Consider the following 21,188-nt stretch of genomic DNA (forward strand, 5'->3'; position numbering starts at 1 on the left):
CTATAGATTGGAATAGATGGCCTATTGAGCTACGATGCAACTCAAACGGTAGTGTATACGGCCTCGCCAGCGTCGAAAGGTGGATGAAACAATGCCAGTTTTTATTACTCTTACCGATGCTGACACGACAGATCCCGCGTTCTGGGCTGCGCAGGATATTGGTCCTGACAGCACTATTGATGCATCCGGGTTGAGCCGAAGCATCCAGGTCACCATGACCGGGAACTCAATTACGTTCACGGATACCAGAACGGGTACTGTTACGACCTACACAGACGCCGATCTGGCCGGGGGGTCGTTTAGCCAATTTGTTGAATATACAGGCAATGCCAACGACGACAACATAAGTGGTTCTGTTGGTCTGAATGCGGGTGGGTACAGCGGTGGTGCGGGTGACGATACCCTGACCGATACGGGCTCACTCGGCGGAAGTATCCGGGGTGGCCAGGGCAATGATACCCTTCAAGGCGGGTCTGGAAACAACAATATTTTCGGAAATGCAGGCGATGACATCCTGCGCGGTGGGTCTGGCAATAATATCCTCAGCGGTGGTGCTGGAAGCGATACGCTTTTTGCCGAGGATGGCAGTGGGAACCTGGATGGCGGATCTGGGGCCGATACCATTCACGCTGGATTGAATACGACTTTCGTGACCGGCGGGAGCGGAAACGACACACTTATCCTACCAGCCGGATCGACCTTTGCGCCGTTTTCACCAGGTGCCAGTGGCGGGACGGCCACGCTGCCGAACGGGCGGACATTCACTTATGTAAACATCGAGAATGTTGAAATTGCATGTTTCACGGCTGGAACCCTGATCCGAACACCCGAAGGCGAACGCCCGATCGAAGAGCTTGAGGTCGGTGATCTTGTAGAAACGTTGGACAATGGTGCGCAGCCTGTCCGATGGATTGGAAAGCGCTCGGTCGACGGCCAAGGTAAACATGCTCCGATCCGCTTTGAACCCGGTTCGATCGGCAACCGACGTGCGTTGTGCGTTTCGCCACAGCACCGTGTTCTGGTGTCGGGCTGGCGGTGTGAACTGTTCTTTCACAGCGACGAAATGTTGTGCGCGGCAAAGCACTTATGTGATGGTGAGACGATCCGACAAGCGCCGTGTGAAACTGTCAACTATGTACATATCATGTTCGACCGGCACGAGATTGTGGAGTGCGAAGGGGCACGGCTTGAAAGCTTTTTCGCAGGTGAGCATATCTTGCACGCCAACCGCGCCGTCTATGATGAATTGATCGAAATTTTTCCGGAACTGGCGACAAAAAAGGGCGCGCCGATACCCGCGCGCCCGTTTCTGCGAAATGCTGAAGCTTCGCTTTTGATCTAGCCTGATGACCAAATGCCAATGGCTTGGCGCTGTTTCAAGCCGCATATGAATTTCAACCGCTTGTCGGCCTCAGGACATGTCTTCAGAGGCAGACAGCGAGATACGTGACCAGACCGCATCGTGATCCGACAGGGGCCTGTTGGTTGCGTCAAGCGAAGCCACCTTGCCAACTTCGACCGGCGAAACACCCCGGCCAGCAATCCAATCCAGCTTCATCACGCGGTCCGGGTGCGGCGTAATCAGGCTTGGCCGCGTGGTATGCCCTTCGGCGGTAAAGTCCCAGCTATAGCCCCGCGCTTCTGCCGCCTGAAACAGCTTTTCTCCGCGCCAGTCAAAATCGGGTGGCACATGGTTGCCGGTATTCAGGTCACCGCCAATCACAACAGGTCCGGTGGGCGAGAAATCCTCGATCGCGTCCAGCAAAATCTCGAATTGGCGCAGGCGAAAACAGCTGTCTGCGTTGCTTTCCAAATGGGTCGACACCACGGTCAGCGGCCCTTTTTCGGTCGGCAATTCGGCCAAAATCGCCATGCGACCACCCACGCGTGGCTGTTCGGGGTCAGATGCACCCGACTCGACTGCAAACCAGTGGCCCGCTTCATCCAGACGCACCATCGCGGTGCGCGAGAACGGTACCGAGGATAAGATCGCGTTGCCGTGCCACCCCTTGGTGTTGAAACTGTCGATGCACAAAGCACGTTCCGTGGGGCCACCGAGATCAAGCTCATGAAACTCGACGGCAAACGCATAGGCCATGCCCATTTCTGCGGCGAACTCTGCCGTGGTGTGGCGCTGTGCCGTGCGCGCCATGCCGTGATCGACCTCTGACAACAGGATCACATCCGGCTTCAGGGGCGAAAGGTGCTGTGCAGAGGCCTCGGGGAAGAGGCAGCGTTCCACATTCCAGGCCACAATTGTCAGTTCAGCGGGCAACGTGTCGGCAGACGCGGTGCCGCCCAGCTGTACGGCATTCATAGCGGGGATATTTGCCAACAAAGATTTGTGAGCATCCGCAGTACGCGGTGACGTCAAAATGCGGGTGCGCACTGCCTCTGAGATTGTCGGCAGGTCTGAAAGAATGTTGGTGATCACAAGGATTTCCCCGTTTGCGTATCAAACAGATGCAACGTCTCTGGTCTCAGGGTTATGTTGGTCACACCGGGCGCGGCCTCGACATCCTTGCCCACATGGACGGTAAAGGGCTGGCCGCCAAGCTCGCCATGCAACAGGCGGTGTGCGCCAAGCTCCTCAACGATCGAAACCGCAAATGGCGTTTGTCCCTGCTCGGACAGCACCACATCCTCGGGGCGCACGCCCAACTGCACCGGGCCTTGTGCGCTTGTCTGCGCGGTGCCCAGCACGGTGCTGCCATTGACACGGATTTCACCGGCTTCGACGCGCGCGTCCAGCAGATTCATCGGCGGTGCGCCCATGAACGAGGCCACAAAGGTCGAGGCGGGGTTGTGATAGATCTCGGCCGGGGTGCCGATCTGTTCGATCTCCCCGCCGTTCAGAACAATGATCCGGTCAGCCATGGTCATGGCTTCGACCTGATCATGGGTCACATAGATCGAAGTCACGCCCAAACGGCGCTGCAACGCCTTGATTTCAATCCGCATCTGGTTGCGAAGCTTGGCATCAAGGTTCGAGAGCGGCTCGTCAAACAAAAACAGCGCAGGGTCGCGCACTACTGCGCGCCCCATGGCCACTCGCTGCCGTTGACCGCCCGATAGCTGCGAGGGTTTGCGATCCAGCAACTCGGTCAGGTTCAGCATCTTGGCCGCTTCCTGAACCTTGGCCTCTATATCGGGTGCCGAGGTGCCGCGGTTCTTGAGGCCATAGCCGATATTCTTGCGCACGGTCTTATGCGGGTAGAGCGCATAGTTCTGGAACACCATCGCGATATCGCGGTTGGCCGGGTCAACGTCATTCACACGTGTCTCACCGATCTTGAGATCACCTGTGGTGATCTCTTCCAGCCCGGCGATCATCCGCAATAGGGTGGATTTGCCACAGCCCGAGGGCCCAACAAGCACAACGAATTCGCCATCTTTGATCTGGATATTTGCCGGTTTGACGGCTTCAAACCCGTTTGGATAGGTCTTGCCGACCTGGGCCAGAGTAACATTTGCCATTTCGGTTTCCTTTTGTGCCCGCGTGCCAAGCGGCCTGTGGGCGAGTTATGTCTGAAGCACGGGGCCTATTTGTCGGACTCGGTCAGGCCCTTGACGAACCAGTTCTGAAAGAAGAGCACGATCAGAACCGGTGGCAGCATCGCGATGATGGCAAGCGCCAGCGCCTGGCCGTATTCGGGGATCGAGTTTGCATCGATCATCGACTGGTAGATCTGCTTGATGCCGCGCACCAGGGTGAATAGCCCCTCATCGGTGGTGATCAGTGTGGGCCACAGATACTGGTTCCAGCCGAACACGAACATGATGATGAAGATCGCCGCAATCATTGTCTGGGACAGGGGCACCAGAATATCGATGAAGAACTTCACCGGCCCGGCTCCGTCAATGCGCGCGGCTTCAGCCAGCTCTTCAGGGACCGAGCGGAAGAATTGGCGGAAAAAGAACGTCCCCGTCGCCGAAGCAATCAGCGGGATGATCAGGCCGGAATAGGTGTTAGCCAACCCCAGACGCTGGATTGCCTCGAACGAGGGCAGGATCCGCACTTCCAGCGGCAATAGCAGCGTGGTGAAGATGATCCAGAAGGCAAAGGTGGCAAAGCGCAGCCGGAAATAGACCAGCGCATAGGCGGCCAGCATCGAGATGATGATCTTGCCGATGGCAAAGCCAAAGCCCAGGATCATCGAGTTCTTGAGCATCACCATCCCGTCGACGGTCGCGGTAAACCCGCCTTTTTCAAACATGGCCTTGCCATAGTTCTCGGCAAAGTGGTCGCCGGGCAGGAATTGGATCCCGTTGCGCGCAATATCCACCGCGCTGTGGGTCGAAGTGATGAAGATCAGCGCCACAGGAACCAGCATGAACAGGGCGCCCAGGATCAGGATCGTGTGGTCAAAGATCGGCTCCCACCGGATCGGGCGGCGCGGGGCGGGGGTGGTGATGTCAGTGCTTTCAGCGATCGCCATGGGGCACCTCTTAACTATAGTGAATACGGCGTTCGATCAGCCGGAACTGAAAGACCGTCAAAACAAGGACAACAACCATCAGCACAACCGATTGCGCCGAGGACCCGCCCAGATCGTTGCCGCGGAAACCGTCCATATAGACCTTGTAGACAAGGGTCATGGGGTTGTTGCCAGGCTCACCTTTGACAAGCGTGTCGATGATGCCGAACGTGTCGAAAAGGGCGTAGGTGATATTGATGATCAACAGGAAAAAACCGGTGGGTGCCAGCAGCGGGAAGGTGATATCCCAAAAACGCCGCGTACCTGATCGGTTGTCGATCATGGCCGCTTCGCGGACCGAGCGGGGGATGGATTGCAGCCCCGACAGGAAAAAGATGAAATTGACCGGCACCTGCTTCCATACGGCGATGATCACATAGGCCGTCGCGGTCGAGGTATTGTCGACCAGAATGCGGAAATCCCAGCCCAGGGCCTGGAAGAAATCCGTCAGCGGCCCATTGTGTTGGTGAAACAGCAAGATGCCCATGAAACCCGCCACAGGTGGTGCGATGGCATAGACCCACATCAGCAAGGTGCGATAGGTTCGGGCTCCGCGGATAACTTTGTCTGCCTTCACCGCCAAAAGCAAAGCGATGGCAAGCGAGAAAAACGTCACCAAAGCCGTAAAGATCAGCGTGAACCAGGTGGTGCGCAGATATTCGGAGCTTTTGGCAAGATCGGTATAGTTCTCGGCACCCACAAAGGTCGAGCCGAAGCCGAACGGGTCTTGCAGGTAAAAGGACGACTGGATCGCCCAGCCCGCAGGCCAATAGAAAAAGATCGCGATGATCGTCAGCTGAGGCAGCAACAGTGCCACCGGTAGCCAAACATTTGTAAATCCGGCGCGTTTCACGTCGAGCCCCTTGCAGTCAAAGGTCAATGGCCGACACAGGTGCGGCCATTGACAAGGTTTTGGAGAAGGCGACTAGCCTTGCGTACGCGCAAAGCGCTCGAGCAGCTGGTTGGCTTCTTCCTGGATGGTCGCGAACGCTTCGTCCACGGTGGTCTCACCCGTCAGGATGCGGCCGTATTCGCGGTTCATCACGTCACGGATCTGGACGTAAAAGCCCATACGATAGCCGCGGGTAAACTCACCAGCAGGCAGGCTGAGCTGTTCGATGCCAACCTCGGCGGCCGGGAACTTTTCGTAGTGGCCGTCTTCTTTGGCCAGCGCATAGGCCGCATTCGTGATCGGCACATAACCGGTTGCCTCATGCCAGAAATACTGGGTGTCGGCTGCGGTCAGGAAGCGGAAGAATTCCGCAGTGGCCTTGTTTTCTTCGTCAGACTTGCCCGCCATCGCGAACAGAGCGGCGCCACCGATAAAGGTTTGGGTGGGCTCGGCGGCTACTGCTTCCCAGTAAGGCAGCATCGTGGCCGAGAACTCAAAGCCCAGATCTTTGGCAACCAGACCGCCAAAGGAACCTGACGAGCCCAACCACATGGCAACTTCACCATCTTCAAACGGCTTGGCGTTGTCGCCCCAGCCGGTGCCATACCATTCAAAGAACTCTTTGTCCTGCCAATCGGTCAGGGCGGTGAAATGAGCTTTGATGGCCGGATGATCAATCATGATCTCGGTGTCGGTGCCATCATAGCCGTTGTTGTTCGACGCAAATTGCAGGTTGTGGCGCGAAAAGAAGTTCTCGGTGAAGATCCAGGGCAGGTGCGACTGGCTCAGCGCGATGTAACCGGCATCCTTGAGGGCTGGCGCTGTGACCTCTTGGAACTCTTCCCAGGTCTTGGGCGGGGTGACGCCGGCCTTTTCCAGCGCGTCAACATTGTAATAGAGGATCGGAGTTGACGAGTTGAACGGCATCCCGATCATTTTGCCGTCGCTGTCGGCATAGAAATAACGGACACCGGCAATATAGTCGTTGATGTCGAAATCAACACCATTGTCGGCCAGCAGATCCTGAACCGGGATTGTCGCGCCCTTTGCGCCGATCACAGTGGCAGCACCGGCATCAAACACCTGCATTATGTTGGGTTGTTCACCGGCACGGAAAGCCGCGATACCAGCGGTCAGCGTCTCTTCGTACGAGCCTTTGAAGACCGGGGTGATCTTATAGTCGTCCTGGCTGGCGTTGAAATCTTCGGCCAGCTGATTCACCGTTTCACCCAATTGGCCGCCCATCGCGTGCCAGAAGGTGATTTCCGTTTCCGCGAAAGCTGCCTGGCCTGCAAATGACAGGGCGAGGCTTGCAGCGCCGAGTTTGAGAAGTTTCATTTAGCTACTCCATGTAGTTTGCCCGCAAAACGGGGCGATATCGGGCGCGAACCTTGGTTTTTTCCAAGCGTCCGGCGACCGATTGAATTGTGGAAAGGGAAAAGAACTTGCCCCCGAATGCACGAATGTGCACACGTGTTCACATAGACTCGTTTTGTAACGGAACTGCGACGTTTTGGATTCGTGTTTGTTACATTTGCGTCGCCCGAAGGAGCAGATTGAACATGGCGGGAAACTCTGACAGCCCAGTGCGGCCAAAGCGTGTCACAGCGCAGATGGTAGCGGATCTGGCCGGAGTGTCGCGATCAGCGGTCTCGCGTGCGCTGAACGGCGGCGGCTATGTTGACGCCCAGAAACGAGAGCAAATCGTCAAAGCCGCAGCCGAGCTTGGGTATCAGCCCAACGCGCTTGCAGCCACTTTGCAAGGCGGTGCATCGCGCCTGGTTGCGGTTGTTGCGGGAGATATTCGAAATTTGCATGATAGCAACTTTGTCTTCAGACTGTGTGAAGGTCTGAACCGGCAGGGGTTTTGGCCCTTGGTCATCACCGGAACGCAGACCGCTTCGGGAATCACCGTCGAAGACGCGCTGCGGTTTCCCTTGGATGCGATTGTCGTTCGTGGCGGCAGCATGACCGAGGCTTTGGTCGATCGCTGCGGCAAACTAAACATACCAATGATCTGTTATGGCCGTAGCATCGAGAACGCAAAAGCTGACGCTGTCTGTTGCGAAAACGCAGCTGGAACGCGCAAAGCCACCGAACTGCTTTTGGCCAAAGGTCGAAAAAAATTTGGGTTCATAAGCGGGCCCCAAGGCTTTTTCTCGTCCGATCAGCGGCGGCGTGGTCTGATCGAGACATTGGATCAGGCTGGACTGAGCCTGAGCTTTGAGCATCCCGGCGATTTTACGGTCGACGGGGGATTTGCAGCGGCGCAGGCAATGATCGCTTCAGGTGAGACCATCGACGCGCTGATTTGTGCCAATGATGCGTCGGCCATCGGCGCGTTGGGGGCGCTTCGGTCTTGCAACATAGATGTCCCAAGCCAGATGTCTGTGATCGGATTCGATGACGCCGAGATGGCGCGGTGGCCCATGTTCGCGTTGACGACGGTCCAAAATCCGATTGATTTGATGGTCGAAACGATCCTGGATCTGATCCAAAGGCGTATTACCGCGCCGGAAAGGCCTGCCAAAACCGTGACTGTCATGCCCGAGATCCTATTGCGGGAAACCCATTAGCGCGGCTTTTTTAGTTTGAAATCTGACGTCGGATCGACGCTGATTTTCGGGAGCATCCCAATGAAACAGGTCTGGCTGAAATTGCGCGAAACTCCGACGAGGATCCACTTGACCTCGTCTTGGGTATGACATAAACCCGCGCAGGCTGAGCGGGCGTCGTATACTGGCTATTACCTCAGCCTTCCAAGCTGATGAAGCGGGTTCGATTCCCGCCGCCCGCTCCAAAACACTCAGCTTGATCCATTGTTTGACAAACACGTTCCGCGCTTTTGCGGTTTCGACCTTTCGGTGAGTATTTGGATCGAGCGCGGGCGACGCGTTGCGTCAAATGGCCTTAGCCCAACACCGAATTTCCACCATAAGCTTGACGCTGCGCGTCGGCGCAGCCAAGAAGCTGATCAACACGTGTGAACCCGTGTGACAGATAATCGAACAAGGGCCAAACATGGCAAGACCACCTTCCGCAAATCGAGCCAACATGCCCGCTCCGGGTGCAGACCAAGAGCGTGAAGGTTCCAGGAAGTTCGGCGTGCTGGCCTCGTTATGGCCTTTCATGCGTCCTTACAAGGTGCTGATGATCGGGGCGACGCTGGCCTTGATCGTGACGGCTGGGATGACGCTGACACTGCCAGTGGCGGTGCGGCGTGTGGTCGATCATTTCCGTATCGAAGATGGCGAGCTGCTGGATTGGTATTTTCTGGCCGCGCTGGGCATCGCTGCCGTTCTCGCGGTTGGTACCGGCATTCGCTATGCGCTGGTGACGCGTCTGGGCGAACGGGTTGTGGCCGATATTCGCAAAGCGGTCTTTGACCGCGTGATCGGTATGAGCCCGGAATTCTACGAACGTATCATGACCGGAGAGGTCCTGAGCCGTATCACCACGGACACCACGCTGATCCAATCGGTTCTGGGATCCTCTGTGTCCATTGCTTTGCGCAATATGTTGATGTTCTTTGGCGGGCTTGTGCTGATGTTGCTGACCTCGGCCAAACTGACTTTGCTGGTTTTGCTGCTGATCCCCATTGTCATTGTCCCGATCCTGCTGCTGGGTCGCCGTTTGCGTGCGATCAGCCGCGAAAACCAGGACTGGATTGCTGCCTCGTCGGGCAATGCGGGCGAGGCGTTGGGCGCGGTTCAGACCGTGCAGGCCTTTACTCATGAACAAGAAAGCCGCAGCCAGTTTTCCGAGATGACAGAAACCTCGTACCGCGTCTCGCTACGGCGTATTCAGGCGCGCGCGGTCCTGACGGTCATCGTGATCTTTTTGGTGTTTTCCGGTGTCGTCGGCGTGTTGTGGATGGGGGCCAATGATGTGCGCAACGGGGTGATGACCGAAGGCGTTCTGATCCAGTTCGTGATCTACTCGATCATCATGGCGGGATCGGTCGCCGCGCTGTCGGAAATCTGGAGCGAATTGCAGCGCGCCGCAGGCGCGACTGAACGGCTGGTCGAATTGCTGAATGCCAGTGACACGGTAGCCGATGTTGCAACGGCGCAAATGTTGCCGACGCCGGTGCGTGGTGAAATCGGGTTTCATGATGTGACCTTCCATTACCCTTCGCGCCCCGAAACCGCTGCGCTGAATGATCTGACACTGACAGTTCAGCCGGGTGAGACGGTTGCGTTTGTGGGCCCTTCGGGCGCGGGGAAAACCACTGTCATTCAGCTTATTCAACGCTTTTACGATCCCGAGCAGGGGCAGGTCACCTTGGACGGGGTCGATCTACGGGAGCTGCGCCGTTCGGATTTCCGCCAACACATTGCCCTGGTGCCACAAGACCCAGTGATCTTCGCCGCCTCGGCGCGCGATAATATCCGGTTTGGCCGGCTGCATGCCTCAGATGCCGAGGTAGAGGCCGCTGCCCGCGCCGCCGCCGCGCATGATTTCATCGCGGCGCTGCCAGAAGGCTATGACAGTTTTGTCGGTGAACGCGGCGTGATGCTGTCAGGCGGACAAAAGCAACGCATCGCCATTGCGCGCGCCATATTGCGGGACGCCCCGGTTTTGCTTCTGGATGAGGCGACCTCGGCGCTGGATGCCGAAAGCGAACGCGCCGTGCAGGGCGCCTTCGACCAAATGCGCGCCGGGCGAACAACACTGATCGTTGCGCACCGGTTGGCGACGGTGAAAAAGGCCGACCGGATCGTGGTGCTGGAAGACGGCCGGATCGTGGCTCAGGGTACCCATGACGATCTGGTTGCTCAGGATGGTCTGTATGCCCGTCTGGCGCGCCTGCAATTCACGGATGGTGTCGTCGCCGCCTAAGTTGACGCACGGGCATTTGCGGTTGGCCGTAGCGTTATTCTACTCTTTCTTGCGCTTCAGGGCTAAGCCGTTGCTTGCGCGCGGTTTGATTTGCTCCCATCTTTGATAGGGCAATGATCCCCTGCGCACAGCGGGAGAGAATGGGAGGAAACACATGGCCTTTGTAGGTAAGGAAGACAAAGCGCGCATTGAACAGGAAATGCCGTGGGAAGATAGGGACCTGCCGGTCACATTCCATCAGCTTTTGTCACGCACGGCGCAAAAGTTCCCCGACCACAATGCCATCAGCTTTCAGCTTTTGTCCGGCCCGACCGACAAGGCCGAGACCCTGACCTGGTCGCAATTGCTGGGCAAGGTCAATCAGGCAGCCAACCTGTTCCGGTCATTGGGTGTAGGGGAAAAGGATGTGGTGGCCTATGTGCTGCCCAACTGCAACGAGACGTTGGTGACCATGATGGGGGGTGCCGTTGCGGGGATCGTGAACCCGATCAACCCACTTCTCGAGCCCGAACAGATCGCTGCCATCCTGCGTGAAACTGGGGCCAAGGTTGTGGTGACGTTGAAGTCTTTCCCCAAGACAGACGTGGCCCAAAAGGTCGCGGAGGCCGTGCGTCATGCGCCCGCTGTGAATACCATTCTGGAAATTGACCTGAACCGTTATCTCACGCCACCAAAGTCTTGGCTTGTTCCTTTCCTGCGCCCAAAGATGGGCGACAAAGAAAACCTGGCCCATGCGGATTACAAGAATTTCAATGCGGAACTGAACAAACAGCCGACAACGCTGACATTCGCCGACGGATCCGAGGACCGCGTTGCCTGTTACTTCCATACTGGTGGAACAACAGGCATGCCAAAGGTTGCACAGCACAAGTATTCCGGCCTTATCTACAACGGCTGGTTGGGCAATACGCTGCTTTTCGACGAAAATGACGTCATCATGTGCCCATTGCCGATGTTCCACGTCTTCGCCGTCCATGTGATCGTGATGGCGGCCGTGTCTTCGGGTGCGCATGTCATCTTCCCCACGCCTGCAGGCTATCGCGGGGACGGGGTTTTCGACAACTTCTGGAAACTGATCGAACGCTGGAAAGTCTCGTTCATTATTACAGTACCAACGGCTATATCGGCCAAGATGCAGCGCCCGGTCGATGCAGATATCTCGAGTGTGAAAACGGCCTTCTCGGGCTCTGCTCCGCTGCCGGTCGAGTTGTTTCGGCGTTTCGAAGAGGCGACGGGTGTCACCATTGTCGAAGGCTATGGCCTGACCGAAGCGACATGTCTGGTGTCGTGCAACCCGGTTGATGGTGAAAAGAAAATCGGCTCGATCGGTATCCCGTTCCCCTATACAGACGTCAAGATCCTGCAGGATGGGACCGATGGTCCGACAGAATGCGGCACCGATCAGATCGGTGAGATCTGCATCTCGAACCCTGGCGTCTATCCGGGCAATACCTATACCGAAGCCGACAAGAACGTGGGGCTGTATCACTTCGACAAATATCTGCGTACCGGCGATCTGGGGCGGTTTGACGAGGATGGCTACCTTTGGATCACGGGCCGCGCCAAGGATCTGATCATCCGGGGTGGGCACAATATCGACCCGGCAGAGATCGAAGAGGCGTTGCTGGGGCACGAGGCCGTCGCCTTTGCCGGAGCCATTGGTCAGCCGGATGCCCATGCGGGCGAGGTGCCTTGCGCCTTTGTCGAACTGGTCGATGGGGCCTCGGCGACCGAACAGGAATTGATGGAATACTGTAAGGTGCATGTTCACGAACGGGCCGCACAGCCCAAGCATATGACCATTTTGGACGAGCTGCCGAAAACTGCCGTTGGCAAGGTGTTCAAGCCTGACCTGCGCAAGCAGGCGATCACACGCGTCTATAACACCGCGCTCGATGAGGCGGGCGCCGCCGCACGGGTGGTCTCGGTCATCGACGACAAAAAGCGCGGACTGGTCGCGCAACTTGACGCGAACGGAACTTCGGAAGACGATGTTGCCAAAGTGCTGGGCGCCTTTACCCGGCCGTGGGAGTGGTCAAGCTAAACCCGGAGGGACAATGGACTATGAACGCCTGATCGACGAAGAGACCTGGGCGTTCATTCGTCGCACGGCTGAAAGCTATCCCGACGATGCGGTCGATATGACTGTTGCCGATCAGCGGCGCGTCTATGACGCAATGTGCGCTGACTTTAGACAACCGCGTCCCGCTGGGGTTGCGACACAAGACCTTTCGGCAGACGGTGTTTCCGTACGTGTCTATACTGCAGGCCACCCCACACGCACCGTTGTCTATTTCCACGGCGGAGGTTTTGTCGTGGGCGGGTTGGACAGCCACGATGATGTCTGCGCCGAGATTTGTGCGCAAACGGGGTATCGCGTCGTGTCGGTCGACTATCGGTTGTGCCCGGAACATGTCCACCCGGCGCAGTTTCAGGACGCATGGGCTGCGACACGCTGGGCTGCTGCTGAATTTGGTGATCCGTTGGTCCTGGCCGGTGACAGCGCGGGTGGCAACCTGGCTGCTGCGACAGCGCATCACGCGCGCGGGCAGGGCCTTGAGATACTGGGGCAAGTGCTGATCTATCCAGGTTTGGGCGGAGATCGAACCAAGGGGTCGTATGTCGAACACGCCCATGCACCGCTTTTGACGCTGGATGACATAAAATTCTACGAAACTGTCCGCTGTGCAGACGGCACCCCGGACGGTGATCCAACATACGCGCCCCTGCATGACACTGATTTTTCGCACCTGCCACCAACCGTGGTTGTAACTGCTGATTGCGACCCGATCCGCGATGACGGTCCCGAATACTGTGATCGGATCACGGTAGCAGGTGGCCATGCCCATTGGATCAACGAACCCGGTCTTGTCCACGGATACCTTCGGGCGCGTATGACTGTGAAAAGGGCGGCGGACAGTTTCGAGCGGATCTCGGTCGCTATTGAGGCTTTGGGGCAGGGGATCTGGCCATATGACTAGTGGGCCTCGATGAGAAACGGTTCAGCTTTCATCGTATCTGCAACCGGTGCGCCAAGGCGGTTCAGGATCGTGGGCGCCAATTGCAGCTGGTCGATCACCGTATCGGCCTCTGGCCCGTCCGCGTCACCAAAGTAGTAAAGCGCCGTCTCCTGTTGCAGCGGGTCGCGCCCGCCATGATGCCCGCGCGCGTCTTGCCCGTGGTCGGCGGTCACGATCACCTCGTACCCCAGTTGCCGCCAGCGCGGGATGAAAGGGGCCAGCATCTCGTCCATGACGAAACAGGCGTGATCCATTTCAGCGCAATCATGGAAGAACCGGTGGCCCATACTGTCCAGAGTGCAGCTGTGCAGGATGCCGTAGTTAAGGCCAAAGCGCAGGCACAGATTGGTGAGCGTGCCAAAAAGATCGACATCTGACGGTGTCATCTGATTGGCTTTGCCATAGCCGGTCATCGAATGGAACCGACCATGATTGATGGTCGAGCTTTCGGGCTCATCATATTCCACGTCGCGCACATAGTCGAACGGGTGGCGATTGAAAAACCCGGACCAGAAGCTGTGGGTCACGGCACCTGTAATGCCACCTGCCGCGCGCACCTGGCTGAAGATATCTTTGTGACCCAACCGAAAGACATTTCCGTTCCCGGTACAGCCATGCTCCTGCGGTGTCACACCCGTATGGATCGAGGCATAGCAACTGGCCGAAGTTGAAGGCAGAACCGAGCGCAGTTTCCAACTGCGGGCCGCGCCGCTGTCGACCCAGCCCTCAAGATTGCCAAACAAACGGCGGAAGTTACGGTAAGGCACTCCGTCAAGGATGATCAGCAGCAGTTTGCGGTCCATATCCGGCGTCCTTGTTCAATGCTGTTGAAGTCTGTTTGACGCGCCTCGCGGTCATCGGCAACGCAAAAAGCGACATCTTTTGCAACCAGATCGCGTCCGCCACATGCCGCGATTGTGAATGCGCCCAACAGCGTAAGCGAATACAATTCTGGCCTGGGAAAATGAACAGGTCGGACGATGGCTAAGGTTTCGAAACGTAAAAAGGCTCAATTGCAAAAAGCAAAAGAGGTGAACGCGCAAGGCGCATCGCGTCGCGACGTTCTAAGGCTGGCTCGAAACGGCGCAATTGCAGCTGCCGTCGTGGGTGGCGGCAGCTTTTTCATGATGCGCTCGGTTCGCGCCATGCAGGCTGAACAAGACCTGTCGCGTGTCGGGCAGGGTACGCCGGTGGTCGTGCAGGTTCATGACCCGCAATGCCCGACTTGCAATGCGTTGCAACGCGAAGCGCGCAAGGCAATGAAGCAGTTCACCGAGGATGAAATGCTCTATCTGGTTGCCGATATCAGCCAGCAAGACGGTGCAGGTTTTGCCAACCGCTACGGCGTCCCGCATGTCACGTTGCTGTTGTTTGACGGTGAGGGCACATTGCGCGAAACCCTACACGGCATGCGAGATCAAGAGGAACTGGAACCCATCCTGGTGCGTCACTTTCAGCAGTTTGGGTAGAAGGATTGGGTGAACTTGCAGTTAGAACAGTGTTGTCTGCTTTGAGCCTATTTCGACCGATGCCGCACTCTACACCAAGTTCAGCTTTTCAGAATAGCAATTGACTTAGATGTACTCCAACTCACTGCCCTTTGGTTAGCATCTTCTTCAATATTGTGTTCGTACTTTCAAGTGCCTTTGACCGGCGCGCATCAGACACCTACACTCCGGTGTACTCGCATAGCCACTTGTGGAAGGTCGCATCGTTAATCTCGAACTTGCGGCACAAGTTCTTTGCGCCCAGATCAGCTTGGTGCTCCTTTAGAATGCCAATGATCTGTCCTTCACTGAGACGGCGTCTCTTCATCGTCTGTCTCCTGAGTTGGAGAACAGGCTACCCAAATCGAGCAAATTTCACGGGATCAGGTCAATCTTCGCAAGGGCTCCGCTCAGCAGGCATTGACTGCAACCTAATCGCGAGAAAAAGCCACGAATGGATTATGCACTCAAACGGCACGGATCAGGGAACTGCGTTACAACCGGTTTGAAAACTATTCGACTAGCACAAACCTAAGAACAAGCATGCTCGTTAATTGCCAAAGGTTTGCAACACATCCACGCCTAATGCTGCAAACAGTCTTTTTTTGCCAGTTCGATAACAATTCTTACACCGTCACTTTCGGAAACATACCGGCTCCAACCCATTCTGTAAGTGTTCAATCCGCCATCACCATTAAAGTACTCGGCGGCAATCTCACCTGTAGGGCTCAAGATAACGAGCCGGCCAAAATTTTCTTCCTCTACCATCCAAGAGCCGTCATCCATTCGGTCGAACAAGCCTTCAGAGATTGTACGAATTTCGGCGCGCTCAAAGTCTTTACGCAATAAATCCTCGACGACACCCTTTTCAAAATCGAAAATCATAATGCTATTAGCGCCATCCACTTGTGGCAAAGCACGTATATTGATCGTGCTGTTATCATAGATAGCTATTCTATTTTCATCGAGTATGTCGACATCGTGCTGAAATCGCCACGGACCAGTTTTATACCAAAGCACTTCATCCGTCGAAGGCCGATAAAGCAGAACCAATGATTTGTGCCGCATACTCAAGAATAGATCACCTTCTTTCCAATGAGGTCCGCTTTCATAGACTGGTTGGATATCGTTCAGGTGAAGTGGATCCGGGTCATAGGAGCCGCTCATGGAAAACAGAAGATGCCCCAGCCCATTCTTCAGCAAGATATTTGGAACCGATCTTTCAAGTACGACTTCACCTTCCTGGTTCAGGGCGACAATCGTGTCATCGCGGAAATCCGATCGAACCCTGGCTATTTCGGTGGGCAGGCGTGTTCCGGGAACCCAGACTAGGCCTTTGGGGCCTAATTCGGTAGAATGGTGGAAGCCGCCGGTTGTGAAGGCGGTTCGTTGACCACATTGGTCAATTTGTAAAAGGGAGGTGTAGTGGTCTTTTACGATCAAGGCTCCATTGGGCAGTACCAGCGGGTGAATGGAACGAAAAATCTCATTGTCGATTGCCTCTGACTGATCGTGAAATGGATGAACCTCCTGATCTGCGAAAACAAGCTCAGCATCGATGGGCCACTCGTGAACTATTTCGAATTCTGGAAGCGCTACCAATTCTACGCGATGGTGGCGTGAGACGCCGTCGTAGCGGCTTAGCAATATGTATCCGGTGAGATCAGAAACCAAGTTCTCATCGCGTACAACCCATCCGTCCTGACCATGAAATCTGGGTGCCTCGCCCCAAATCGTCGACATACGATCGTGGTTGATACTCTGGAAGACATCTCGGGCATTGGACGGAAGATTCGCGATTCCAAATGCGAGTTCGCCAAGCGCGCCATACTTATCGTGCCCATTCATGTGGTTTCGGAGGACGGTTCCAAAACCGATCAACACGAGACCAAATCCAAGGAAAACTAGGACCAATACCCAAGCCTCGATTTTCTTAAATAGAAGCTTCTCCATCTACGAACCTCCTGAGCATGATGGTGTTATCTTTTGGTTGGCGCTTAATTTCAGGACTAAATTCATCTTATGGCAAGGGCGGAAAGCGCTTCGTATTGATCTGTCGCGCGTTTGAGCAATGGCTTCGAAAACAAGGTATCGGGTCTTTCGTCGGGAACATTTCGAAAGAAGCCTGACAGGTCATGTCGATCTGCGTAACCGACTCGGTTCACTAACGCGTCCATCGTCGACTTGGGCGCGGTGCGCAGATCATCTTGAGTGACGAAAATAACGTCGTCAGCATGACGCGCGATGCTTTGAAACGCGCAAAGCCAATAGGACAGCCAGTAGTCCGCACTCGATAGATTTCTCTCGAGTTGATCGACACCTTCAAATAACAGGGGGCGGTGCAATTCGCCGAACTCAAAATGCCCGATGTCATGCATGTACTTTTTGACAAACGGGTCCCTTTGGTGAAGGAATTTGAAATTTTCGTGCTGACGCATCAGTGATGCACAATGCGCGGCCGGATGACGAATAGGAACAACGATCTTACAGCTTGGGAACATCTTTGGAAGTAGACCCAGACGTGCGATATTCGCATTGTTCTTTGAGACATAGCGCCAGTCACCACTTTCTGACTGTGACTGCCTGAGGTAGATGATTTTCTTGAAATGGCGCTGGATATCTTCGGTTGCCGCCGCAGACGCACTTTTTGGACCCCAGCATTCGATACCATCCTCTAGGTATTTTTCCGGCCAGTGAAGCTTCCACAGAACTTCTTCAAAGGCCTCTGGGGTATCTAGATCAATCTCAAGGCCATCGCCGTGCGCCCGCTCGCGCCGTGTGACTGCACGCTTTGCGCTTAGGCGCGACCATATTACGGGTGCCGTGACAAAGGGCATATCGCGATATAGATGAGTGGCAGACCCGGGCAGATCACATAACGCATTCAGGACAGCCGTTGTACCTGCGCGCGCGAGCGATGTCACAAATATCGGAGGGGCCATGTCGACATTGGCAATCTTGCGAGCAGCAAAGTGATCGTCCAGTTTGCCTGCTACACGCAGCACGCTAGCGCCTGAAAAGGCCAGTGTGTGAAGCGTTTTGTCGTTAATGCTCTGATCGTTCGAGCTTTGGTGCGCGTTGGCATCATCATTAACCGAATTTTTACTGGAACGGAACAACCATGCGGCAAGCAGGGCAGCTACGGTAATTGCAGCTAGAAAATCGAGCCGGAACAAAACCGCAAGGCTTTCTTCAATGGTCGACAGGTTCGCCCAGTCTGCCAGCAGAAGCGGAAGATAAGATAGCGCCAGGGCAAGTCCAAAAGCGAGGATGATCTGAGCTGCACCGCCCAGTAGGCGCAGCCCCGCGCGTCGGACGCGTTTTTCTTTTTCCTCTTCTTCCAACGATGGGTCGAACATCGCTGAGACCCCCGAATAGGTCTCGGATGTCAAAGATGAAAACAAATTAAACACCTTCAGGCGAATAATAGCTACGCCGAATGCAATCACCGCCAATAGTGAAGTGAGTAAAGACCAAGCTGCCACAATAACTTACTTTGCGCTCTCGGGATCGATCTCGCGGTTTTTTTCTCGACGCGCCCTTAATTTGCGGCGGATGGGAAACCACAACACCCCGACAAACAATAGCACCAAACCGATAATCGTCGCAAAGACAGCGATGATCGCACCAGCTCCAACTCCGGGACCGATGTATGCTTCGGCGGGCCCTACTGTCATTAACAACGTCGCGGCGCTCAGCAAAAAAAGGCTCAGCAAGTTGAACGAAGAAACGCAGATGATTTGTGCGGAACTTTTTACTACTTTCTCAATCATCAAAATCTCCCACGCCGCATATGTGCAGCGCCTTGAGGCTTGCTGCTTTTCAGACATGAGTCAACACTTCCGCACATCCTCTCACACTGGCATTGATCGGTTCCTGTCGGGCGCAATGCAGGGCGATATCGCAAATTTAGAGGTCAATAGCGTCAAAAGCCCGAGGTGATGGCCAGATTTCTTCAATAACTTCCGCTATTCAGCTGATTGACCGGTACTAAGCGGATGCATGAGTTTCAGTATATTGCGTCGCCATGGAGCGGCATCAAATCGAGACAGAACTGTTTTCGTTTTAAGTAGAGTGATGCATAGTTAAGCTCTTTGTTTACCGCGCCATCTCTCACAGCCAGTCGAACACCAGCTTTGCTCGATCCGACGTCGCGTTCGTTAGCGTGACGTAGAATTGTGTTTGCCAGGGCACAGTCTGCGGCAACAGCTGCACAAGCTTGCCCATAGCGACAAGCTACGTCGTCAAAACCTCCCATCCAAGCTAGGCGCCCAACCCGCTATTCAACAGCATGACGAAATGGCTCGCGCGCCAAAACAAACAATTCATGATTGACGGAGATAGTTTTCAGCAATCGAGCAAAAGCTTCTCCACCGGCTACGTAAGAAATTGGTTTATTTGAATTTGCGGCCATTCGCAAAATGGAATCGAATGGCCGCTCTGTCCCGCGACTCAGTCGTGGTCACCTCAACGATCGAGCGCTTGCAGCGAATGACAGCTATTCGGGATGCGACCGCAGCATTCTGAGCGGTTGGTGAATGGCAGGAATGGGCCATTGCGGAGGGTCGAGTTCTAAGTTCAACCTCAGATGCTGAATTCTCTCAAAGCATCCAATGCAGTCAGGATGAGAGAGGTCGAGCGTTCGAAAAAGGCCTCCAGCTCGCCGACCAAATATGATAAGCGCACTACAGCGCCGAACAATTTATCCGTTTGGCACGTCGCCCTGCAGCCGATTCAAAAGGCCAGTCTTATGAACAGTTCAGCAATCACGCCTGAGGAGATCATTAAGTTCTGGTTTCCCGAAGGCTCCGCGCCCGATCCGAAGGCGCATTTGGAGTTTTGGGTGTGGCGGATGCGCGGTGGCGCCAATGCTGAAGTTTTGGAGAAATACTCGGAAATCACGCAGTTGGCTGCGGACGGAGAACTTGATTTTTGGGCTGAGACTCCGGAAGGCCGATTTGCGTTGATTATCATCTTGGACCAGTTTCCACGAACCGTTTGGGCTGGTACCGCCGAAGCATTCTCTCAGGACCCGAAAGCCTTGAAACTCTGCCTTGAAGGATTCGAAAACGGACATTTCGATGCGCTTGAAAATGTGTGGTACAAAACCGCGTATAAAATCCCGCTCGAGCATTGCGAATGTCCTGATCATCTTTCCAATTTGGATCGTGCGGTGGCGATTGCAGAGGCCCTTGCAGACGAAGCTCCTGCGCACTTGAAAGAACTGTATGAAAGGGCGCCGCAACAACCGAAACTACACCGCGCGGTCGTGGCAGCTTTTGGTCGTCATCCACACCGGAACGAGGTTCTGGGTCGCCAATCAACCGAAGCTGAACTCGAGTACCTGGCAAAAGGGGATTTCCCACACCAGACAGATCTTGGAAAACAATACAGGGATCTGTTGTAGATACCCGAGATCAGAAGCTTTGAGATGAGGTTTCAGACCTTTCCCCCGACCCAAGATTGCCTTGGAGTCACCAATGTCTCGCCTCAAAAACAAAGCTATTTGAGGTTCTTCTGCGCGATGACAGTTTAGGATGTATTTGGACATTCACGGAGATTGATCATGACCCGCGCCGGGATTGGGTTCGCGATTATACTGGTGGCCGCTACGGCGCTCTGGTTTTTGAGGGGAACTCAACCCACTTACCAACCCACCGTTGACCCGCGCGCATTTGTTCAATTTGCCTTTGAAGGTGATCTACAGAACCTCGCACCGGTGTCGGTCGATGTCTCGATGCAAGACGGAACTTCGGCCTTCGGGCCTGGTCCAACGGGGCGATCTTTTTTTGCACAAGGTGACGGTGGCGCGTTGGTCATCGAAACCGCAGAGCTGGGCAATCTGGTCGACGTTGTTGAGATTGCGTTCGATTTCCGTCTCGAAGATTGGACCAATCCAAACGAAACAAGTGCAGCTGTGCAGACAATGGTTGTTGTTTCCGGGCGGAGTAACGGAAAGCTTCGGCACCTGCCAGCCGATGTAGCGGTGCACGCTCAGCCGGAATTCAGAGTGAGTTTCGAGGGCGCGGAGGGTGAAAAGGCCCACATTGCCGTCACCCTTGATGGTGCGCTGGAACAGTGGCGCCAAGTCCGCATCATAGCTGATCAGACCGCGAACCAAACTGATGTCCTGCTGGACAACGTGTCCATTGGAAACGTCGACTTTGTGCCTGTGGTCATCAGCGATGGCATTGACACAATCAAACTTGGGACATGGTACCGTCAGAACCAAGCTTTTCGTGGTCAGTTGGACAATCTCGTTATTCGTGATGCAAGCGGAGCGTAAGTCCGCGCACGATAAACAGGGGCTCGCGCTGATTGGCTTGGTTCGGATTCCGGGCTTGCGCGCCTGTTCTTTTTTCTACGCAATCCGTGATTTATTACGTCTTAAGCGCTTTGAAACCGATGCCCTCGTGTCTTTGCCCCCTAAAATTGGGCCACTACTTTGGCCGAGAAGGGGGAACAAGGG

17 protein-coding genes, 1 tRNA gene and 1 pseudogene are annotated in these 21,188 nt (G+C 55.3%); 9 read left to right on the forward strand and 10 right to left on the reverse strand.

Features of this window, described 5'->3' with window-relative positions; genetic code table 11:
* Window positions 1-91 precede the first annotated feature (91 nt).
* Complete coding sequence (locus tag GOW40_RS22380; protein ID WP_171133232.1) at window positions 92-1,342, forward strand: Hint domain-containing protein; 1,251 nt, start codon at window positions 92-94, stop codon at window positions 1,340-1,342.
* 69 nt (window positions 1,343-1,411) lie between these two features.
* On the opposite strand, the gene GOW40_RS18380 is transcribed toward GOW40_RS22380, so the two are convergent.
* The 5 genes from GOW40_RS18380 to GOW40_RS18400 all read right to left on the reverse strand — a co-directional run bounded on the left by GOW40_RS18380 (window position 1,412) and on the right by GOW40_RS18400 (window position 6,708).
* Window positions 1,412-2,335 carry an endonuclease/exonuclease/phosphatase family protein gene (locus GOW40_RS18380; protein WP_254444504.1) on the reverse strand — a complete coding sequence of 308 codons (924 nt, stop codon included), beginning with the start codon at window positions 2,333-2,335 and terminating at the stop codon, window positions 1,412-1,414.
* A 95-nt stretch (window positions 2,336-2,430) separates the two neighbouring features.
* Window positions 2,431-3,477, reverse strand: coding sequence for an ABC transporter ATP-binding protein (locus tag GOW40_RS18385; RefSeq protein WP_171133231.1), 1,047 nt, complete (start codon window positions 3,475-3,477; stop codon window positions 2,431-2,433).
* 65 nt (window positions 3,478-3,542) lie between these two features.
* The gene (gene ugpE / locus GOW40_RS18390; protein WP_171101815.1) at window positions 3,543-4,439 is read right to left on the reverse strand and encodes a sn-glycerol-3-phosphate ABC transporter permease UgpE; all 897 of its coding nucleotides are present in this window, start codon (window positions 4,437-4,439) and stop codon (window positions 3,543-3,545) included.
* 10 nt (window positions 4,440-4,449) lie between these two features.
* The gene (locus tag GOW40_RS18395; protein ID WP_171133230.1) at window positions 4,450-5,331 is read right to left on the reverse strand and encodes an ABC transporter permease subunit; all 882 of its coding nucleotides are present in this window, start codon (window positions 5,329-5,331) and stop codon (window positions 4,450-4,452) included.
* A gap of 72 nt (window positions 5,332-5,403) precedes the next feature.
* Complete coding sequence (locus GOW40_RS18400; protein ID WP_171101817.1) at window positions 5,404-6,708, reverse strand: extracellular solute-binding protein; 1,305 nt, start codon at window positions 6,706-6,708, stop codon at window positions 5,404-5,406.
* Between the two features lie 224 nt (window positions 6,709-6,932).
* Here GOW40_RS18400 and GOW40_RS18405 point away from each other — a divergent pair, with 224 nt between their 5' ends.
* From GOW40_RS18405 to GOW40_RS18425, 5 genes are all read left to right on the forward strand, one after another.
* Window positions 6,933-7,946, forward strand: a complete 1,014-nt coding sequence (locus GOW40_RS18405; RefSeq protein WP_171133229.1) for a LacI family DNA-binding transcriptional regulator — start codon at window positions 6,933-6,935, stop codon at window positions 7,944-7,946.
* A gap of 149 nt (window positions 7,947-8,095) precedes the next feature.
* Window positions 8,096-8,170: transfer RNA gene (locus GOW40_RS18410), tRNA-Gly, on the forward strand.
* Window positions 8,171-8,391: 221 nt separating this feature from the next.
* Window positions 8,392-10,212, forward strand: a complete 1,821-nt coding sequence (locus GOW40_RS18415; protein ID WP_171133228.1) for an ABC transporter transmembrane domain-containing protein — start codon at window positions 8,392-8,394, stop codon at window positions 10,210-10,212.
* A gap of 154 nt (window positions 10,213-10,366) precedes the next feature.
* Entirely contained in the window at window positions 10,367-12,256 is a 1,890-nt protein-coding gene (locus tag GOW40_RS18420; protein ID WP_171136687.1) for an acyl-CoA synthetase, read from the forward strand.
* A gap of 13 nt (window positions 12,257-12,269) precedes the next feature.
* Window positions 12,270-13,193: an alpha/beta hydrolase gene (locus GOW40_RS18425; protein WP_171133226.1), complete on the forward strand. Its 924-nt coding sequence runs from the start codon at window positions 12,270-12,272 to the stop codon at window positions 13,191-13,193.
* On the opposite strand, the gene GOW40_RS18430 is transcribed toward GOW40_RS18425, so the two are convergent.
* Window positions 13,190-14,035 carry an alkaline phosphatase family protein gene (locus tag GOW40_RS18430; RefSeq protein ID WP_171133225.1) on the reverse strand — a complete coding sequence of 282 codons (846 nt, stop codon included), beginning with the start codon at window positions 14,033-14,035 and terminating at the stop codon, window positions 13,190-13,192. The genes GOW40_RS18425 and GOW40_RS18430 overlap by 4 nt on opposite strands.
* A 177-nt stretch (window positions 14,036-14,212) precedes the next feature.
* Here GOW40_RS18430 and GOW40_RS18435 point away from each other — a divergent pair, with 177 nt between their 5' ends.
* On the forward strand, window positions 14,213-14,701 hold the full coding sequence (locus GOW40_RS18435) for a thioredoxin family protein (protein WP_171136688.1): 489 nt from the start codon (window positions 14,213-14,215) through the stop codon (window positions 14,699-14,701).
* A gap of 130 nt (window positions 14,702-14,831) precedes the next feature.
* Here GOW40_RS18435 and GOW40_RS18440 read toward each other — a convergent pair.
* From GOW40_RS18440 to GOW40_RS18455, 4 genes and pseudogenes are all read right to left on the reverse strand, one after another.
* Window positions 14,832-15,047 (reverse strand): annotated as a pseudogene (locus GOW40_RS18440) (transposase); the annotation flags it as partial.
* Between the two features lie 254 nt (window positions 15,048-15,301).
* Window positions 15,302-16,672 carry an arylsulfotransferase family protein gene (locus tag GOW40_RS18445; protein ID WP_171101824.1) on the reverse strand — a complete coding sequence of 457 codons (1,371 nt, stop codon included), beginning with the start codon at window positions 16,670-16,672 and terminating at the stop codon, window positions 15,302-15,304.
* 62 nt (window positions 16,673-16,734) lie between these two features.
* Window positions 16,735-18,168 (reverse strand): sulfotransferase, encoded by a 1,434-nt coding sequence (locus GOW40_RS18450; RefSeq protein WP_371731869.1) that lies wholly within the window; start codon window positions 18,166-18,168, stop codon window positions 16,735-16,737.
* A gap of 42 nt (window positions 18,169-18,210) precedes the next feature.
* Window positions 18,211-18,492 (reverse strand): hypothetical protein, encoded by a 282-nt coding sequence (locus GOW40_RS18455; protein WP_254444505.1) that lies wholly within the window; start codon window positions 18,490-18,492, stop codon window positions 18,211-18,213.
* A gap of 815 nt (window positions 18,493-19,307) precedes the next feature.
* On the opposite strand from GOW40_RS18455, the gene GOW40_RS18460 reads away from it, so the two are divergent.
* Complete coding sequence (locus tag GOW40_RS18460) at window positions 19,308-20,126, forward strand: DUF924 family protein (protein WP_217352325.1); 819 nt, start codon at window positions 19,308-19,310, stop codon at window positions 20,124-20,126.
* A gap of 159 nt (window positions 20,127-20,285) precedes the next feature.
* On the forward strand, window positions 20,286-21,005 hold the full coding sequence (locus GOW40_RS18465) for a hypothetical protein (protein ID WP_171133222.1): 720 nt from the start codon (window positions 20,286-20,288) through the stop codon (window positions 21,003-21,005).
* Window positions 21,006-21,188 lie beyond the last annotated feature (183 nt).

Origin of the sequence: Ruegeria sp. HKCCA6707, from assembly GCF_013033515.1 — a bacterium.
GTDB lineage: Bacteria > Pseudomonadota > Alphaproteobacteria > Rhodobacterales > Rhodobacteraceae > Ruegeria.

What these genes read in the sequence shown, in the direction of transcription:
- GOW40_RS18405 (WP_171133229.1), top strand. Translation starts at nt 6,933, where the DNA reads ATGGCGGGAAACTCTGACAGCCCAGTGCGGCCAAAGCGTGTCACAGCG.
- GOW40_RS18435 (WP_171136688.1), top strand. Translation starts at nt 14,213, where the DNA reads ATGGCTAAGGTTTCGAAACGTAAAAAGGCTCAATTGCAAAAAGCAAAA.
- GOW40_RS18430 (WP_171133225.1), bottom strand. Translation starts at nt 14,035, where the DNA reads ATGGACCGCAAACTGCTGCTGATCATCCTTGACGGAGTGCCTTACCGT.
- GOW40_RS18445 (WP_171101824.1), bottom strand. Translation starts at nt 16,672, where the DNA reads ATGGAGAAGCTTCTATTTAAGAAAATCGAGGCTTGGGTATTGGTCCTA.
- GOW40_RS18465 (WP_171133222.1), top strand. Translation starts at nt 20,286, where the DNA reads ATGACCCGCGCCGGGATTGGGTTCGCGATTATACTGGTGGCCGCTACG.
- GOW40_RS18455 (WP_254444505.1), bottom strand. Translation starts at nt 18,492, where the DNA reads ATGATTGAGAAAGTAGTAAAAAGTTCCGCACAAATCATCTGCGTTTCT.
- GOW40_RS18400 (WP_171101817.1), bottom strand. Translation starts at nt 6,708, where the DNA reads ATGAAACTTCTCAAACTCGGCGCTGCAAGCCTCGCCCTGTCATTTGCA.
- GOW40_RS18385 (WP_171133231.1), bottom strand. Translation starts at nt 3,477, where the DNA reads ATGGCAAATGTTACTCTGGCCCAGGTCGGCAAGACCTATCCAAACGGG.
- GOW40_RS18425 (WP_171133226.1), top strand. Translation starts at nt 12,270, where the DNA reads ATGGACTATGAACGCCTGATCGACGAAGAGACCTGGGCGTTCATTCGT.
- GOW40_RS18460 (WP_217352325.1), top strand. Translation starts at nt 19,308, where the DNA reads ATGCTGAATTCTCTCAAAGCATCCAATGCAGTCAGGATGAGAGAGGTC.
- GOW40_RS18415 (WP_171133228.1), top strand. Translation starts at nt 8,392, where the DNA reads ATGGCAAGACCACCTTCCGCAAATCGAGCCAACATGCCCGCTCCGGGT.
- ugpE (WP_171101815.1), bottom strand. Translation starts at nt 4,439, where the DNA reads ATGGCGATCGCTGAAAGCACTGACATCACCACCCCCGCCCCGCGCCGC.
- GOW40_RS22380 (WP_171133232.1), top strand. Translation starts at nt 92, where the DNA reads ATGCCAGTTTTTATTACTCTTACCGATGCTGACACGACAGATCCCGCG.
- GOW40_RS18420 (WP_171136687.1), top strand. Translation starts at nt 10,367, where the DNA reads ATGGCCTTTGTAGGTAAGGAAGACAAAGCGCGCATTGAACAGGAAATG.